This is a genomic window from Tenacibaculum todarodis (genome assembly GCF_001889045.1).
Classification (GTDB): Bacteria; Bacteroidota; Bacteroidia; order Flavobacteriales; family Flavobacteriaceae; genus Polaribacter; species Polaribacter todarodis.
This window is the reverse complement of the sequence record NZ_CP018155.1, coordinates 764,035-780,538: the sequence shown is the minus strand read 5'-3', so window position 1 is coordinate 780,538 and position 16,504 is coordinate 764,035. Positions and strand designations below refer to the sequence as shown.

Below are 16,504 nucleotides of genomic sequence, written 5' to 3'. Positions count from 1 at the left end.
TAATGATTTTCTATGAAAAATGAAATACCTAGTATCCTTTTTAATTCTGAAAAACCAAACAATAGTGGTATTGAAATAATTACTATTGAAAGTCTTTATAAACGTAAAGATGATATAGATCATAGTCCCGAAAAAGCACACCAAGTGGCTTTTAATATGATTGTTTTTTATACAGAAGGAGAGAGTAAACAATTGGTAGATTTTGTTTGGCATACTGTAAAAAAAAATACAATTATACATTTATCTAAAGGTCAAATTAATGCTTTTCAGTTTACCGAAAGTTTAAAAGGTTATATTTTATTATTTACAGACAAATACTTAAAAAAGCAGATTAATTTATTGCCAAAAAATGAAATAGCAAGACTCTTTAATTCTCATTTATTTTCGCCTATTATACAAGTTCCAGAAGATTCTAATGTTCAAAAATACATTAAGTTGTTTTATGATGAATATTCAAATGTAAATGAAGGTTATAACCAAGAGAACACCTATAGTGCTTTACATTCTATAATTTTTTCAAAATTAGAACGCTTAAAACAATATCAAACCTTTCATTTAAAACAATCAGATAAATTAAATAAATTTCTAGATTTTAAATCTCTATTAGAAACTCATTTTAGTAAAAGTAGAAATGCTGATTTTTATGCTGAAAAACTTAACATTACTTATAAACATCTTAATACAATCTGTAAAGACATTATTTCTTTAACAGCAAAGCAATTTATAGATGAGTTTATTGTTTTAGAAGCTAAACGATTACTGGTAAATTCAGAAATTAAAAGCACAGAGCTCGCATATTCTCTAGGTTTTGAGGAACCAACAAATTTTGTAAAGTACTTTAAAAAGCATACGGAATTTACCCCTAATCAATTCAAAAAAGATTATATATGACTTTTTAGGTTCGACATTTACCATTTTTAAAACTTTTTTAACCTTTAGTAAAGAATACTTCTACTGTAATTTTGTCATCATAAATAAGAACAATTATGAAACAAACAATTACAGCAATAGTATTAATAATGACAATTGCTGCTTGCAAATCAGAAAAAGTAAAAATCACTAAAAAGGAAACAAAAAAAACAACAAAAATGGTACTATCAAACCAAGACAAAACATTAGCAGTTTTAAAAAGTATTGAAACAGGAGATCAAAAAGCAATAGCTTATATTAACCCAACAAATTATAAACAACACAATCTTGCAGTAGCAGATGGTTTAGCAGGTTTTGGAGCTTTGTTAGCGCTTGCACCAGAAGACGGATTTAAAGTAAATACAGTAAGAGCTTTTGAAGACGAAGATTATGTATTTACACAAACCGAATATGATTTTTTTGGTTCTAAAGTAGGTTTCGATGTTTTTAGACTCGAAAACGGATTAATAGTAGAGCATTGGGATAATTTATTAGATGTTATGCCTGCTAATGCTAGCGGACATACACAAACTGATGGAACGACTTCTATTACAGATTTAGATAAAACAGAAGAAAATAAAAAGGTAGTTTCAAACTTTATTTCAGATGTTTTAATAAATGGCAAAATGGATAAGTTACAAGACTACTTTAATGGTGATAACTACATACAACACAATCCAAATATAGCAGATGGTTTGTCTGGTTTAGGGCAAGCTTTAGAAGGAATGGCAAAACAAGGTATTTCTATGGTTTTTACTAAAACGCACAAGGTATTAGGACAAGGTAATTTTGTTTTAGCTATTAGTGAAGGAACTTTTGCAGGACAACCAACTTCTTATTACGACTTATTTAGAGTTGAAAATGGTAAAATTGCAGAACATTGGGATGTTATTGAGACTATTGCACCAGAAGCAGATAGAAAAAATACGAATGGAAAATTTAACTTTCCTAAATAATAAACTATAATAAGTTAAAACAAAAAAAGGTTGCCCGAATGGACAACCTTTTTTTATATTTAATTTTAAGCTTATTTCAAACTTCCCAATAATTTTTCTGCAACTAACTCAGATGATGCCGGATTTTGACCAGTAATTAAATTACCATCTTGTATAGCATAAGCAGCCCAATCTTCTTTTTTAGAGTAGATTCCTCCATTTTTACTTAACATATCTTCCACTAAAAATGGAACCACACTTGTTAAACCAACAGCATCTTCTTCAGTATTTGTGAAACCTGTTACTTTTTTACCTTTCACTAATGGTTGTCCATCAGTTCCTTTTACATCCTTTAATGCGGCAGGAGCGTGGCATACAAATGCTAAAAGCTTCTCTTGAGTATTAAACTTTTCGATTAAAGCAATAGATGTTTTATCGTTTGCTAAATCCCATAATGGTCCGTGACCTCCTGGATAAAACACAGCATCAAAATTGTCTGCATTTATATCAGATAACTTATGTGTATTTGCAATTAATACTTTAGTTTCTTCGTCTTTGTTAAAACGTTCTGTAGCTTCTGTTGCTGCATCTGGTGAATCACTACTTGGATCTATTGGCGCAGCACCTCCTTTTGGAGTTGCAATAGTAATTTTAGCACCATTATCTAATAGTGAATAATATGGGCTAGCAAATTCTTCAACCCAAAATCCTGTTTTCTTTCCTGTATCTCCTAATTTATCGTGAGATGTTAATACAAATAATACGTTCATGTTTTTATCTTTTTTTAGTTCCGTTTTTACCTCTGAAACGCTTTCAGAAGATGTTTCGTTTTTTGTGTCTTTACAACTTTATGCTGTAATGATAGTTAGCGTTAACGCTACTATTTTTATTAATTTCATTTATAAATTTAGTAAGCCATTTTTACAATTTTCTCTGCATCATCTGGCATTAAAGCTTGACGTTCACCTAATTTCCAACCTCTAGCTTTAAAACGCTTAGCAATTTCTTCCGCTGTTCCTTCGAAATCTTTAGTGTAGTCAGACAGTTTTGTGTCAATACCTAATTCATGGAAAAATGCAGTAGTTTTTTCTATTGCAGCATAGGCTTTATCGTCTGTATTACCTTCAGTTATATTCCAAATTCGCTCACCATATTGTGCTAATTTTTCTTTTTTAGCTTCGAAATTATATTTGTAATGACTTGGTGTAATTACTGCTAAAGTACGTGCGTGATCTATTCCAAATAAAGCTGTTAATTCATGCCCCATCATATGGATTGCCCAATCTCCAGGAACTCCTTTTTGAATAAGTCCGTTTAATGCCATAGTACAACTCCACATAAAGTTAGATGCTGCTTGGTAATTTGTTGGATCTTTTAATACAGTTGGAGCAACTTCTACTAGTGTTTGTAGTATGCTTTCTGCAAAACGGTCTTGTAATAAAGCGCCTATTGGATACGTCATGTATTGTTCTAAAACGTGTGTAAATGCATCGGTTAATCCGTTTGCTAATTGACGTTCTGGAATAGACGTAATCACTTGTGGGTCTAGAATAGAGAACACTGGAAATAAACCAGGTCCACCCATTGCCAATTTTTCCTTAGTTTCTTCACGTGTAATTACTGCACCTGAATTCATTTCAGATCCTGTTGCAGGTAATGTTAACACAGTACCAAAAGGCATTCCTTTTTCAGTTCTGATATTTTTAGTTAAAATATCCCAAGGTGTATCTCCTTCAAAAACTGCAGCTGCAGATAAAAATTTGGTTCCATCAATTACAGATCCACCACCAACAGCTAGTAAATAAGTAATATTTTCATCTTTAATAACCTTTAAAGCATCCATTAATGTTGCATATTCTGGGTTTGCAGGTATACCCCCAAACTCAGTAACATCAACATCTGCTAAAGCAGTTTTTACTTGATCGTAAATTCCATTTTTCTTAATACTTCCGCCTCCATAAAGTAATAATACTTTAGCGTCTGTGGGAATTTCATTTTTTATTTGTTTTATAGTATCCTTACCAAATATAATCTTGGTTGGGTTTTTAAAATCAAAATTATTCATATTATTTTATCTTTTATTATTCAATTACAGTTACTATTTCTTCCATAGGTCTTCTAACCTTTACAAGATTTACTAACCAATCTTTATCTTCAGCTCTATAACCAATTGGTAATAAAACAGCACTACGTAAACCTTTTTCACGTAATCCTAAAATTTCATCTACAGCAGTTGGGTCAAAACCTTCTAAAGGAGTTGCATCCACACCTTCATAAGCTGCAGCAGTAACAGCATTAGCGAAAGCTATATAAGCTTGTTTGGCTGCGTGATTAAAATTTTCTTCTGGATCTTTTTGAGGATACATCCCTAATAACATTTGTCGGTAATTTTCCCATCCTTCGTTTTTAAATCCACGAATTTTGTTTGTTAAATCAAACATATAGTTAATTCTATCTTCAGTATATGTATCCCAAGCAGCAAAAACCAACAAGTGAGAACAATCTGTAATTACGGATTGATTCCAAGCTATTGGTTTAATTTTTTCCTTAATTTCCTGGTTTTTAATTACAAAAATTTCGAATGGCTGTAATCCACTTGAAGTAGGAGAAAGTCTAGCAGCTTCTAAAATTCGTTCTATTTTATCTTCAGCAACTTGTTCTCCATTCATTGCTTTTGCAGCATATCTCCAGTTTAATTTATCTAATAATTCCATATTTACTTTTAATTATTTTTTGTAATTCTTTTTATCTCGTTTGAAGTAATAATGACTTCGGCATAATTCTTTCTATTTGCTAAGTTTATCATGGCTTTTACCATTTTTAAAGGATCGGTAATTTTATATTCTTTTAATTTTCCAAAGAATAAAGGTTGAATAACCTTAAATATAGCCAAGCCAATAGCTTCTAAAATTCTATTTTCTTTACGATTTCCACCAATTAAAGAAGGTTGAAAAATGAAAGTATTTTTAATGTGCTGTTTTAAAACATCTCGTTCCATTTCACCTTTTGTTTTATTGTAAAATACTTTACTTTTTGCATTAGCGCCTAAAGCAGAAATCACTAAAAATGTATCAATTCCATTTGCTTTGGCTAATTTTGCAGCTGTTACAGGAATACCGTAATCTATTTGCTTATACAATTCCTTATCTGGTGTTTTGGCTTTGGTTGTACCAATACAACAGAATACTTGATCTGCAGTAAAATCTGTTTTAAATTGCTCCAATTGTAAAACATCTCCAATAAACTGAGTAACTTTACTAGGCAAATCTTCAATTTTTGAACGCGAAAACAATTTGATATTTTGGTAGTTATTATCGTTAATTAACTGGTCTAATAATAAACCGCCTGTTAACCCTGTTGCGCCTAATATAATTGCTGTTTTTTTCATTTTATTTACATTTTTTTATACTGCTCCAAGCAGACTGATAGGCTTCTTCAATATGTGTTCTATCTAAAGTAAATGCGCCACGTTTTTGAGAAATCATTAAAAATGATAATGGATTAATTGCATAAGCATATAAAATGTAATCAGATAATGGTTTTATAATCCCCTCTTTTTTTCCACGAGCCCAAAGGTCGAGTAGGGGTTGCAAGTGTTTTATTCCTTCATTTCTACTTTCTTCATCAATCATTGGTGTGTTGTCACATTGTGCTAAAAACATTGCGTTTTCACATTCTTTCAGTTTAAAATCTGCAATACGATTCCAAATTAACTTGAAACCAGTTTCTACAGACATATCTTCTCTGTATGTTTCAAAAGCATATTTTGTATATTTTGCTTTAACTTCAACGTAAGTTTTATTAACAAGGTCTTGTTTGTTTTCAAAATATAAATAAATAGTAGCAGGAGAAACGTTAGCCATTTTTGCTATTTTACTCATTGGTGTTGCGTGAAAACCGCTATTATTAACCAGTTCTATAGTTGCTTTTACTAAAGCATTACGTTTGTCTATACTTTTTTGAAGTTTTGCCATTTTTTATATTTCTTATGCAAAGGTATAATAAAAAATGAATGTTCATTCTTTTTTTAACAAAGATTTAAAATTATCTAAAGAAAATAGCGCTATTGGATGGGTTGCAGTTAGCTCCGATAATCTGATTTATAAAGAGATCGTTAGATTATGAAACATTTAACCAACAAAGAAGTACCATCTTTAATGCTTGTAAAGTAAGTCGAAATAATGTTGCACGTTTTTTGGCTAGCCTAATTAGTGATGAAGATTTATGGACAACTTGGAAAGGAAAAATGCCTGTCATTTATAGCAAATTAAACTAAAATGGAATCTTTATATAAATCTGACAAAGGAAAAATCGAAATTTAAAATCTTTATGATTAAAAGTAAAAGAGATTAAATATCAATTATCAGTATAAAAATATAGAACTTATTTTTATAAAACCAACGTAATATTTATGACTATCTTTTTTTGTCTTATAATGTTCTGCGTTATGTTACTTTGCTTTGGGTTAAAGCGAGATTAATACCTCAAATTTTCTTTATTTTTTTCTTCTCAAATGTTTCTCTACAATGTTAATGGAATACGCTTTTTACGAAATGACGATAGGAGAGTAGTGAAATGTGTATGGAATGGGATAAAAACACCACTCTATATTCTTCAACACTTCCTTTTCGACCCCAAAACCCAAAATTCGACTTCAATAACTAATTTCTAAAAAGGAAGTCTTAGCTCTACATCTTTGCAAAGAATTTAAAACATATTTTTTGCAATGAACAGAAATTTAATACTCTTTTTAGTAACGCTAAGCACAACATTTATATTTGGGCAAAGGAATGAAACTGATGCTCAAATTCAGTTCCTGTCATTTCAGGATGTTCTGAAATACGCTGATGAACACGCAATACAAATCCAAAGTGCGGTCATTGGCGAACAAATTGCAAGTGCTAATAAAAAGGATGCAAAATCCTATTTATATCCTTCTGTAAATGCTAGTGCAGGATATAACAACAACCTAACCTTGCAACCCACTTTGGTTCCTGAACAGTTTTTTAATCCAAACGCTACTGAAGGTAGTTTTCGAGAATTAACCTTTGGACAACAACACGTTTATTCTACTGGAATTCAAGCACAATGGGATATTCTAAATTTTCAAAAAATATTTGCTTCGGAAACAACAGGTATAGTAACTGAACAAAGTGAAATTAACACACAAAAAAGCAAGTTTAACACCTATAATCTTTTGGCTTCAACATATTATTCCATTTTGCTGACACAAGAAGCTATTGTTATTTATGAAGAAAACTTAAAGGTTTCAGATACGATATATAACAGTACAAACGAAAAATTTCAAAAAGGAATCGTTAGTGAAGATGCTCTCAATTCGGCTAACATTAAACAATTACAAAATCGTAACACTTTACAACAAGCTTTAAGTAATCGAATCAGATTTTATACGCAATTGCAAAGCCAATTAAACACCAACCAACAAATTACTATTTCAGATACACCTCAAAATTTCAGGTTAACAAGTACAAATTTTGAAACCATACACCCTGAAATTACTTGGCAAGAAATGGAAGTCGATAAACAAAAATCGCTTCTAAAAGAAAAGAAAGCATTGCTTCTGCCTAATCTAAGTCTTAACTATCAATACAACACGAGTTGGGCTACCGATGTATTTACAGATTTTTCAAACGCTAACGAATTACCACAACAATATATTGGTGCAAAGCTGAATATTCCAATCTTTAGTGGTTTTTCTTCTCAATCAAAAATAAAGAAATCAAAATTGGAACTGCAACAACAAGAATTGCAACTGGAAAACACAAAATTGGTAACCCAAAACGAAGACGATTTGTTGCTTTTAGATGTCAATCAATTTGAAGAAGAATTAGCAGAAAACACCAAAATTATGGTTCTCAGGCAGAAAAATGATGTGCACGCAGAAAACAAATACAATAGTGGTATTACAAGTTTAAACGAACGTTTAGACAGTTATGAAGATTTGTTAAATGCACAAAATACGTATCTGCAAAGTTTGGCATCATACACATTGGCGAAGTATAAATTGTATATCAGACAAATTGATTTAAAATCCAACAATTAATTAACATAAAAATGAAACAGAATAGAATAACCTTTTTAGGATGTATGCTCGTAGCAATTTCGTTATTGTCATCGTGTAATAACAAAGAAACCACAACACCAACAAGAAAACACATAGAAGATGCAGTTTTTGCAAGTGGTTTTATAGAACAAGAAAATCAATATACCGTATCTGCTAATGCAGATGGAATTTTAACCACAATACCAGTAAGCGAAGGCGATATTATAACTAATAACACAATGGTTGCTGTTATAAAAAGTGATGTGCAAAACAATCAAGTTGAAGATGCACAGGCAGTTTACAACAATGCAGTAACCAATGCTTCTGCCAATGCTTCTATATTACAGCAAATTCAAACAAACATTAATCAGGCAAAAACACAATTGTCTTTAGACAAAACAAATTACCAGCGTTATAAAAATTTACGTACAAAAAATTCGGTTTCACAATTGGATTTTGAAAAAGCCGAATTGCAGTATGAAGCTTCACAAAATAACCTTTTGGTTTTACAAGACAGTTACAAGGCAACTGCGTCTGATTTAAAACTAAATGAAAAAAGAAGCCTAGCACAAGTCAATACACAAAAAGCCATTCTTGATGATTACAAACTAAATTCATCTATTTCTGGAACGGTTATCAATGTGTTTAAAAAACAAGGCGAACTCATCAAAAGAGGCGAAGCTGTTGCAGAAATTGGAAGTGGTGCGTTTATCATCAAACTATTTGTTGCGGAAGATGATATTAAAAAAATAAACAATAATCAGGCAGTTTCTGTGCATTTAAACACCAACCCTAACGAGACATTTAAAGCAAAAATTTCAAAAATATATCCTTCATTTAATACCACAGAGCAGTCTTATGTTGTAGAAGCACAGTTTGAACAAGTTCCTTCTAAAATATTTTCAGGTTCTCAACTACAAGCAAATATTGAAACTGGCAGTAGTAAAAATGTGTTGGTTATTCCAACTGCATATCTCATTAGAGAAAATTATGTCATACTTGAAAATGATAAAGAAATAGCTATAAAAATAGGAAGAAAAAATAATGATTGGACGGAAGTAATTTCAGGAATTACAGAAGAAGACATCATTGTAAAATCAAAAATATAAAAGATGAATACCAATCAGAAAATTGCAAAAGTACATCTCACTTCAAGGTTTAGGCAATTGCTAGTAGCGATATTAAGTGTAAGCTTTGGTATTTCAATGTACATAGCAATGAACAGTTTTATGGCAGGTGTAAATAATATTCAAACGGAAATCACTTTCACATCAATGTCGCATATTAAAATTTACAATGATTTATCGGAAGATATAACACCAATAATATCAAAACCGAAAGATAGTAATACGATTTTAATGGTCAATAATGCCAGAAATATTCAATATACACAAGGCATTAAAAACGCAGATGCTATTAAAAATGAATTGTTGAATTTGCCTGAAATTAATGGTGTTGCACTACAACTCAATGAGAAAGTTTTTATTAGAAACGGAGTTTCAAATACAAGTGCATCGCTTTCAGGTATTGAAACAGTTAATGAAAACAAACTTTTTGAAACCGCAAAATATATTGTAGAAGGTAATTTAAGTGAATTAGACAAACGCTCTGATGGTATTATTTTAGGCGTTGGATTGGCACAAACCATTGGCGTAAAAACAGGTAATACCATTTCAGTTTCAACATCTGAAGGAATATCTAAAACCTTTAAAATTATAGGGCTTTTAGAGTCAGGTTCTAAAGTTACAGATAAAACGAGCGCCTTAATTTCCATTCAAACGGCAAGGCAATTATTTTCTAAAAACAAAAGCTATGCAACTGATGTTTTGGTAAATACCTATGATTATAATAATGCCAAAACCGTTGCAGAAAAAGTTCGCAAACTCACGGACTACAAGGTAGAATCTTGGCAAGAAGGAAACGACCAACTGGTTTCGTCCAGTTTATTGAGAGATGTATTGGCAATTGCAGTTTCCCTTACCATATTGATTGTTGCAGGATTTGGAATTTACAATATTATGAATATGACCGTAAACGAAAAGATTAAAGAAATCGCCATCTTAAAAGCAATGGGATTCAATGGGAAAGATGTTATTGAAATTTTTCTAACACAGTCGGTAGCCATTGGTTTAATAGGTGGATTTGTAGGTTTATTTTTAGGAAATGTTATTGTACAAATGCTAGACATTGTACCGTTTAAAATTGCTTCACAAAACACATTACCTGTTGTTTACAATTTAAAAGATTATGTATTTGCATTTTCTTTTGGTGCAATTATCACGCTAATAGCAGGATATCTTCCATCACGCAAGGCGTCAAAGGTTGACCCTGTAGAAATATTAAGAGGTTAAAAATATAAATAAATGAAAGCAATTTCTCTATCAAATATCAACAAGCATTTTTACGACCCAGTAGAATTTCAAGTATTAAAAGATATTTCTTTTGATGTGAAAAAAGGCGAATTTGTTTCCATTATCGGAAAATCGGGTTCGGGTAAATCCACCTTACTGTATCTGCTATCTACAATGGATACAAAATACAACGGAAACATTTCAATTAATGGTACACAGGTTACTGGTTTATCACAAAATGAACTGGCGAAGTTTAGAAACGAACAAATCGGTTTCGTGTTTCAGTTTCACTTTTTGCTACCAGAATTTACCGTTTTGGACAATGTGATGTTGCCCGCTTTAAAACTAAATAAAAAAAGTAAAGATGAAATTGAAGCTGAAGCCATCGCATCGCTTCACTTGTTAGGCCTAAAGGGCAATGAACATAAGAAAGCCTCTAAAATATCTGGCGGGCAACAACAACGGGTTGCCATTGCAAGAGCACTAATAAATTCGCCATCCATTATTATGGGCGATGAACCCACAGGAAACCTCGATTCTAAAAACACAAATATTGTTTTTGATGTATTTAAAGAATTGGCAAAAGAACGCGGACAGACCATTATAGCTGTTACTCACGATGATGAATTTGCCGCTAATTGCGACCGTATTATTGAGCTTTCGGATGGAAAATTAATTAGTCAATAATTAAAAATTAGTTTTTTTCGAGTTCAAAGCCCAAAATTCGATTTCAATAACAAATTTCTGATAAGAAACAGAACATATTTTATTCTTGTAAAGAATTAAGAATAATAAATTAAAAATCTAATAAATGAAAAATTTAAGAAATGTAATAGTACTAATTACTATCAGTTTGTTTAGCATAAACAGTTTTGCACAGTCCGACGTAGTAGGCGAATGGGTTTTAGGCGAGCAAAATTCAGTTGTAAAAATTGAACAACAAGATGGTTTTTATTGCGGAGAAATTATGTCTTCGGATAACCCCAAGGCTGAAATTGGAAAACTGATGGTTAAAGAACTCAAGCAAACTAAAGACACCTGGAAAGGAAAGGTATATTCCCCAAAGCGTAAAAAATGGTATGATGCTGAATTTGTTCCAAAAGAAAATTTGTTAGAAGTTAAAATAAAGGTTGGCTTTTTTAGCAAAACTATGGAATGGAAAAGAAAATAATTATGCGATATTTTAATATAAATACATCAAAGCAAAAAGCAAGTGTTGGTCTATTTTTCTTCTTTATTTTTCTGAAAGTAAGTTATGCACAGGATTTTAAATTAGCAGGAATTAAATATGTAAACTACCAAAAATCAGAAATTAAAAATGATTTAGGAAATCAAGAAATTTCATTTCAAGAATTTGGTACTTTTGTAAACTTTCCAAAGAAATTAAAAAACGATAAAACTGTTTTAGTTAATGGGTTTGGTTATGGATTTGTGGAAGCATCATTTGATAATCCGTTGTTTCAGCCTAGTCAAAACGAAGAAAAATTACAGACGTTTTTTTACCAGTTAACCTTGCTACATCAATGGAACGAAAAATGGAATCTTTTAGTCAATTTAAAACCTACTTTAGCATCAGATTTTGAGGCTAAATTGAGTTCCGACGATTTTATTTTTCAAGGAGCAGTTACAGCCACAAGAAAGTTTAGTTCCTCATTTAAACTGGGAGGTGGTTTAGCATATAGTGCACGTTTGGGAAGTCCAAGATTAATTCCTTTAATCAATTTGCAATATAAAAACAATAAACACGAAATAAATGCTTTTTTGCCTATAAGTGCAAAATACAGTTATTCATTATTGCCAAATAACAAATTAGATTTGGGTGTAAAATATAATCTTAACGGAGGAAATTTTAACGTACATTCTGATGACAATAGTATTGATAAAATAAACTATTCTAGAGCAAATTTTGGAGTAACAGCCGATTATCAACTCACTAAACTGCTTCGTTTAGAAGCTTTTGGAGGGGTAAGTGCAGGTAGAAAGTATAGTTTGATTGATGCAGATGATATTACGTATGATTTTGACTCTGAATCAGCACCATTTTTTAGTGTAGGAATTGTGTTGGTTCCGCCAAAAAGAAAATAATAGCGTTAATTTTAATTTAATATATTACTATCTGTAATTTACTGTAATTAGAAATGTCAAAAAATATTGTAATTAGAATTGTTTTAGTGTCGTTGTACGCTATTCTTGTAATGAAATTAGTTAGTTTGGGTATACCTGAAAACGCTGAATTTCAATTGCAAATTCCAAAGGGATTGTTTTTGTTTTTTTACCTGCTATTTTTCAATTTGAATGTTGAAGGTAGCTTATTTTTTGACCGTTATTTGAATAAAAAATATCCTTGGTATTCCAACCCACAAAAAAGACTTTTTATTCAAATAGGAGTTATCATATTATGGACATTTATATCCATAGGGATACCATTTACTGCTTGGTATTTTATTAACGGGCAGTCCTTAATTTATCCAAAAGCACCAGTTATAATATTTATATGTTCCGTTGTTTTTTTAATTGGTTTTATTAGTATTTCTATAGCTATAAACTTCTTTAAGCAATGGAAAGATTCTTTGCTGAATGCAGAACACTACAAAAAGGAAAAACTAAAAGCAGATTATAGAGTGTTGCAAAATCAAGTAAATCCTCATTTTTTGTTTAACAGCTTGAATGTTTTAATTTCAGAAATAAAACATAATCCAAAAACAGCAGAACATTTCACACGCAAACTATCAAAAGTGTATCGCTATGTATTGCAAAGTAAAAATCACGATTTAATTTCCTTAAAAAAGGAACTTGATTTTATTGATTCCTTTATTTTTTTGCACAAAGTTAGAATTGGGGATGCTTTGGAATATGTAGTAAATATTTCTGATGAAGCATTGCAAATGCAAATCCCGCCTTTAACCTTACAAATTTTAATTGAAAACGCCATTAAGCACAATGTTGCAAACGAAGAAAATGTGTTAAAAATTTCTATTAAAAGTGATGGAAATGATATGTTAATTGTTAGTAACAATCTACAAATTATTGATAATGTAGATTCAACATATACTGGTTTATCCAACCTAAGTAAGCGATTTGAATTGCTTAAAAAAGAGGGCTTTACCTATGGAGAAAAAGAAGAAAAATTTATAGTTACTATTCCTTTAATTTCAGCATAAAATGATAAAAGTATTAATTATAGAAGATGAAATTCCTGCACAACGTTTATTAAAAGAAACCTTGCAGGAAATAGATATTAAAACCGAAGTTATTGGTTGTTTAAACAGTATAAAATCTGCCGTTGATTGGTTTCAAAACAATCCGCATCCAGATATTGTTTTATTGGATATTCAATTATCTGATGGATTAAGTTTTGAAATTTTTAAACAAGTAAACATTGAAAACTCTATAATATTTACAACCGCTTATGACGAATACGCTATACAAGCATTCAAAGTAAATAGTATTGATTATCTGTTAAAACCTGTTGAAAAAGATGAGTTGCAAACTGCCTTTGAGAAGTACTATCAATACAATACTCAATTCATTCACGATCAAAACTCAAATATAGATTTTAAGGAACTCGCTTCGCTCATAAAAAGTGAAAAGCCTAATTACCGTAAACGATTTTTAATTCAATCTAACGAATCTTTTTTTCATATATCTGTTGAAGAAATTGCGCTTTTTTACAGTATGCAAGGAATTACTTTTGCAGTAACTTTCGAAAAAAGAGAATATCCAGTTAATTTTTCACTCGAAAGTTTAAAAGAGCAATTACAACCTGATAGTTTTTTTAAAATAAATCGTCAATTCGTGGTGAGTATGGATGCTATTAAAAGAGTTCATTCTTATTTTAATGGGAAACTAAAACTTGAAATAGAACCATCACACGCAGAAGATATAATTGTTGGAAAAGATAAAGCTTCAGCTTTTAAACGTTGGATGGATAAGTAAACAAAGAAGGGAAATAAATTATGATAGACTTTATAAAATCAGAACTAAAAACCTTTGATTTAGAACTAACTTCTAAACAAAATGGGAGGGAAGGAGTTGATTTTTTAATTGGAGATAATCAATTATATCTAAAATCTATAGATTTAGATACTACACAACGTAGTATTAAAATAGCAAAACAAGATTTAGGAGAATTAAGAGATAAGCTATTTGTCGCTCTAATATTAATAATAGATAAAGAACCGAAGGTTGTTTATTTAATTCCATCAAAAAATTTATCACAATCTGATAGCAATATTTTCATAGAAAATAATGTTAGTTTAATGCCAAGTTTATCAAATTGGGAGATTAAAGTTTCTTCAAATACAATTCAAGAATTAATAAAATATGCTTTAGAAAATATGACTGATAAACTTAAAAGTTAGTTTATTATGTTAAATAACGTAGCACGTTTTTAGACAGATGAAGCGTTGGCAAAAGGCCTAATATAAATTTGGCTCAACAATAGGTGAATGAGCGTAATATTTTAGAGAGTCAACAATAAATATCGTTGATAATCAATGGATTAAATCCTTTTCATAATTAACTTAATCAGTTACAATTTATTCTAAAATATAGAGAAACTAGCCGTAATTGTTTCCAAAATTATATGTAAGTCTTGATTTTTTTGTTTCTTTTTTCATCAAGGAAAAAAAGAAAATAATAAAGGATTAATAGTAACAATGTAATTATCTATTTAACATAATATTATAAGTACTAAACAATAGAAACTTCCATTATAGTTCCAAATATAACAAGTGCATAGAATTTTATTTTTTTAAAATTTATGCTCTTGTGGGAAGTTGACGAAAATGTTAATGGAAAAAAATTACAGCACAATTTTAATTGATATTACAAATTTAGAAGAAATCTAAAAATTAGCTTTTGTGCGTTGGCAAGCGTTGGAAAATTGTGTTTAAAAAAATTACTGCGCTAGCATAATTATTTTTAATAAAACAATCGAGCGTTTTTGGCAAGAGGCAATTTAATATAATGGCGAATTATAGCTACAAATTTTAATGCTCTAAATGTTCCTTATAAATAACGTATTTGAAAAATATTCTTGAATAATACCAAATACGAGATTCTACGGAATTATAATGAACACTTGTTGACGAATGTTAAAACACCCCAATAGCAATGTTTATTTCTATGTTCTAAACTTTATGGGATATTTTACATAATAGAGAATTATAGCTATCAAAGCATTTGTACTATAATTAATATTATGTTAAATAGAGTTTTTCAAAGTAGATAACATAAACAACTATACTTCTATTTATATTTGCAACTTATAATAAACTATGAGTTTAAAATTATTAGCTTCACCTTTACAAGGTTTCACAGATTTTCGTTTTAGAAATGCACAAAATAAATATTTTGGTGGAATTGATACTTTTTACGCTCCATATATCCGTTTAAATGGAAAATTAAAAATTAAATCGAGTTATCAACGAGATTTAGAATTAGAAAATAACACAACCTTGGAAGTTATTCCGCAGATAATTTCTAATGACGCTGAAGAATTTCTATTTGTAACCAAATACATTCAAGAATTAGGTTACAAAGAGTTAAACTGGAATTTAGGTTGTCCGTATCCAATGGTTACTAAATCTGGTATGGGTTCTGGATTAATTTGTAACCCCACTAAAATTGATGAAATTCTACATCGTGTACATAATGAAACTGACGTAATAGTTTCTATGAAAATGCGAATGGGTTATGAAAATAGCGAAGAAATTCTGCATTCTTTTCCTATTTTGGACAAATATCCGCTTAAAAACATAGCAATTCATGCAAGAATTGGTAAACAATTGTACAAAGGTGGCGTAGATTTAGATGCTTTTCAGAAATGTATAGAAAACACAAAGCATCTACTCTATTATAATGGCGATATTACGTCTGTTGAAAGCTTTAAAAAGATGCAAGAACGCTTCCCTTCTATCAATAATTTTATGATTGGTCGTGGTTTAATTGCAGATCCATTTTTACCAAGCATGATTAAAGCGAATACAACAGAATATCCATCAGATCGTTGGGATATTTTTGAAGCGTTTCATAATGAAATTTATCAACAATATGACGAAGCTTTATCAGGTCCAACACCTATAAAAATGAAGATGTTAGGCTTTTGGGAATACTTTTCTAAAACCTTTAACAATCCGCAAAAAACCTATAAAAAAATTAAAAAAGCAACAAATCCGTTTAAGTACAGAAATGCTGTTAAAGATATACTAAATGACGAAAGAAAGCTGAATAATTAGCCTACT

The 16,504-nt window shown here is 30.4% G+C and carries 17 protein-coding genes; 12 read left to right on the top strand and 5 right to left on the bottom strand.

Annotated features, from left to right (window positions below; translation table 11 throughout):
* Positions 1-12 precede the first annotated feature (12 nt).
* Positions 13-891, top strand: a complete 879-nt coding sequence (locus LPB136_RS03575; protein WP_072554822.1) for a helix-turn-helix domain-containing protein — start codon at positions 13-15, stop codon at positions 889-891.
* 95 nt (positions 892-986) lie between these two features.
* Positions 987-1,865, top strand: a complete 879-nt coding sequence (locus LPB136_RS03570) for a nuclear transport factor 2 family protein (protein ID WP_072554821.1) — start codon at positions 987-989, stop codon at positions 1,863-1,865.
* A gap of 71 nt (positions 1,866-1,936) precedes the next feature.
* Here the strand turns inward: LPB136_RS03570 and LPB136_RS03565 are convergent, their stop codons facing one another.
* From LPB136_RS03565 to LPB136_RS03545, 5 genes are all read right to left on the bottom strand, one after another.
* Positions 1,937-2,614 (bottom strand): type 1 glutamine amidotransferase domain-containing protein, encoded by a 678-nt coding sequence (locus LPB136_RS03565; protein WP_072554820.1) that lies wholly within the window; start codon positions 2,612-2,614, stop codon positions 1,937-1,939.
* Positions 2,615-2,751: 137 nt separating this feature from the next.
* Entirely contained in the window at positions 2,752-3,909 is a 1,158-nt protein-coding gene (locus tag LPB136_RS03560) for an iron-containing alcohol dehydrogenase (RefSeq protein ID WP_072554819.1), read from the bottom strand.
* 16 nt (positions 3,910-3,925) lie between these two features.
* Positions 3,926-4,558 (bottom strand): nitroreductase family protein, encoded by a 633-nt coding sequence (locus tag LPB136_RS03555; protein ID WP_072554818.1) that lies wholly within the window; start codon positions 4,556-4,558, stop codon positions 3,926-3,928.
* Between the two features lie 8 nt (positions 4,559-4,566).
* Positions 4,567-5,232, bottom strand: coding sequence for an NAD(P)H-binding protein (locus LPB136_RS03550; RefSeq protein ID WP_072554817.1), 666 nt, complete (start codon positions 5,230-5,232; stop codon positions 4,567-4,569).
* 1 nt (position 5,233) lies between these two features.
* Positions 5,234-5,818, bottom strand: coding sequence for a TetR/AcrR family transcriptional regulator (locus LPB136_RS03545; protein WP_072554816.1), 585 nt, complete (start codon positions 5,816-5,818; stop codon positions 5,234-5,236).
* 752 nt (positions 5,819-6,570) lie between these two features.
* Here LPB136_RS03545 and LPB136_RS03540 point away from each other — a divergent pair.
* The 10 genes from LPB136_RS03540 to LPB136_RS03495 all read left to right on the top strand — a co-directional run bounded on the left by LPB136_RS03540 (position 6,571) and on the right by LPB136_RS03495 (position 16,498).
* Positions 6,571-7,908 carry a TolC family protein gene (locus LPB136_RS03540; protein ID WP_072554815.1) on the top strand — a complete coding sequence of 446 codons (1,338 nt, stop codon included), beginning with the start codon at positions 6,571-6,573 and terminating at the stop codon, positions 7,906-7,908.
* An 11-nt stretch (positions 7,909-7,919) separates the two neighbouring features.
* Positions 7,920-9,017, top strand: coding sequence for an efflux RND transporter periplasmic adaptor subunit (locus LPB136_RS03535; protein WP_072554814.1), 1,098 nt, complete (start codon positions 7,920-7,922; stop codon positions 9,015-9,017).
* A gap of 3 nt (positions 9,018-9,020) precedes the next feature.
* Positions 9,021-10,259: an ABC transporter permease gene (locus LPB136_RS03530; RefSeq protein ID WP_072554813.1), complete on the top strand. Its 1,239-nt coding sequence runs from the start codon at positions 9,021-9,023 to the stop codon at positions 10,257-10,259.
* A gap of 12 nt (positions 10,260-10,271) precedes the next feature.
* Positions 10,272-10,946: an ABC transporter ATP-binding protein gene (locus tag LPB136_RS03525; RefSeq protein WP_072554812.1), complete on the top strand. Its 675-nt coding sequence runs from the start codon at positions 10,272-10,274 to the stop codon at positions 10,944-10,946.
* A 124-nt stretch (positions 10,947-11,070) separates the two neighbouring features.
* Entirely contained in the window at positions 11,071-11,430 is a 360-nt protein-coding gene (locus tag LPB136_RS03520; RefSeq protein WP_072554811.1) for a DUF2147 domain-containing protein, read from the top strand.
* Positions 11,415-12,344 carry a DUF6268 family outer membrane beta-barrel protein gene (locus LPB136_RS03515; RefSeq protein ID WP_072554810.1) on the top strand — a complete coding sequence of 310 codons (930 nt, stop codon included), beginning with the start codon at positions 11,415-11,417 and terminating at the stop codon, positions 12,342-12,344. Before LPB136_RS03520 ends, LPB136_RS03515 begins: the two co-directional genes overlap by 16 nt.
* A gap of 53 nt (positions 12,345-12,397) precedes the next feature.
* Positions 12,398-13,420, top strand: a complete 1,023-nt coding sequence (locus LPB136_RS03510; RefSeq protein ID WP_072554809.1) for a sensor histidine kinase — start codon at positions 12,398-12,400, stop codon at positions 13,418-13,420.
* 1 nt (position 13,421) lies between these two features.
* The gene (locus LPB136_RS03505) at positions 13,422-14,195 is read left to right on the top strand and encodes a LytR/AlgR family response regulator transcription factor (RefSeq protein WP_072554808.1); all 774 of its coding nucleotides are present in this window, start codon (positions 13,422-13,424) and stop codon (positions 14,193-14,195) included.
* A gap of 20 nt (positions 14,196-14,215) precedes the next feature.
* Positions 14,216-14,620: a hypothetical protein gene (locus LPB136_RS03500; RefSeq protein ID WP_072554807.1), complete on the top strand. Its 405-nt coding sequence runs from the start codon at positions 14,216-14,218 to the stop codon at positions 14,618-14,620.
* A 918-nt stretch (positions 14,621-15,538) separates the two neighbouring features.
* Entirely contained in the window at positions 15,539-16,498 is a 960-nt protein-coding gene (locus LPB136_RS03495) for a tRNA dihydrouridine synthase (protein WP_072554806.1), read from the top strand.
* Positions 16,499-16,504: the final 6 nt, after the last annotated feature.

What these genes read in the sequence shown, in the direction of transcription:
- LPB136_RS03575 (WP_072554822.1), top strand. Translation starts at nt 13, where the DNA reads ATGAAAAATGAAATACCTAGTATCCTTTTTAATTCTGAAAAACCAAAC.
- LPB136_RS03570 (WP_072554821.1), top strand. Translation starts at nt 987, where the DNA reads ATGAAACAAACAATTACAGCAATAGTATTAATAATGACAATTGCTGCT.
- LPB136_RS03565 (WP_072554820.1), bottom strand. Translation starts at nt 2,614, where the DNA reads ATGAACGTATTATTTGTATTAACATCTCACGATAAATTAGGAGATACA.
- LPB136_RS03560 (WP_072554819.1), bottom strand. Translation starts at nt 3,909, where the DNA reads ATGAATAATTTTGATTTTAAAAACCCAACCAAGATTATATTTGGTAAG.
- LPB136_RS03555 (WP_072554818.1), bottom strand. Translation starts at nt 4,558, where the DNA reads ATGGAATTATTAGATAAATTAAACTGGAGATATGCTGCAAAAGCAATG.
- LPB136_RS03550 (WP_072554817.1), bottom strand. Translation starts at nt 5,232, where the DNA reads ATGAAAAAAACAGCAATTATATTAGGCGCAACAGGGTTAACAGGCGGT.
- LPB136_RS03545 (WP_072554816.1), bottom strand. Translation starts at nt 5,818, where the DNA reads ATGGCAAAACTTCAAAAAAGTATAGACAAACGTAATGCTTTAGTAAAA.
- LPB136_RS03540 (WP_072554815.1), top strand. Translation starts at nt 6,571, where the DNA reads ATGAACAGAAATTTAATACTCTTTTTAGTAACGCTAAGCACAACATTT.
- LPB136_RS03535 (WP_072554814.1), top strand. Translation starts at nt 7,920, where the DNA reads ATGAAACAGAATAGAATAACCTTTTTAGGATGTATGCTCGTAGCAATT.
- LPB136_RS03530 (WP_072554813.1), top strand. Translation starts at nt 9,021, where the DNA reads ATGAATACCAATCAGAAAATTGCAAAAGTACATCTCACTTCAAGGTTT.
- LPB136_RS03525 (WP_072554812.1), top strand. Translation starts at nt 10,272, where the DNA reads ATGAAAGCAATTTCTCTATCAAATATCAACAAGCATTTTTACGACCCA.
- LPB136_RS03520 (WP_072554811.1), top strand. Translation starts at nt 11,071, where the DNA reads ATGAAAAATTTAAGAAATGTAATAGTACTAATTACTATCAGTTTGTTT.
- LPB136_RS03515 (WP_072554810.1), top strand. Translation starts at nt 11,415, where the DNA reads ATGGAAAAGAAAATAATTATGCGATATTTTAATATAAATACATCAAAG.
- LPB136_RS03510 (WP_072554809.1), top strand. Translation starts at nt 12,398, where the DNA reads ATGTCAAAAAATATTGTAATTAGAATTGTTTTAGTGTCGTTGTACGCT.
- LPB136_RS03505 (WP_072554808.1), top strand. Translation starts at nt 13,422, where the DNA reads ATGATAAAAGTATTAATTATAGAAGATGAAATTCCTGCACAACGTTTA.
- LPB136_RS03500 (WP_072554807.1), top strand. Translation starts at nt 14,216, where the DNA reads ATGATAGACTTTATAAAATCAGAACTAAAAACCTTTGATTTAGAACTA.
- LPB136_RS03495 (WP_072554806.1), top strand. Translation starts at nt 15,539, where the DNA reads ATGAGTTTAAAATTATTAGCTTCACCTTTACAAGGTTTCACAGATTTT.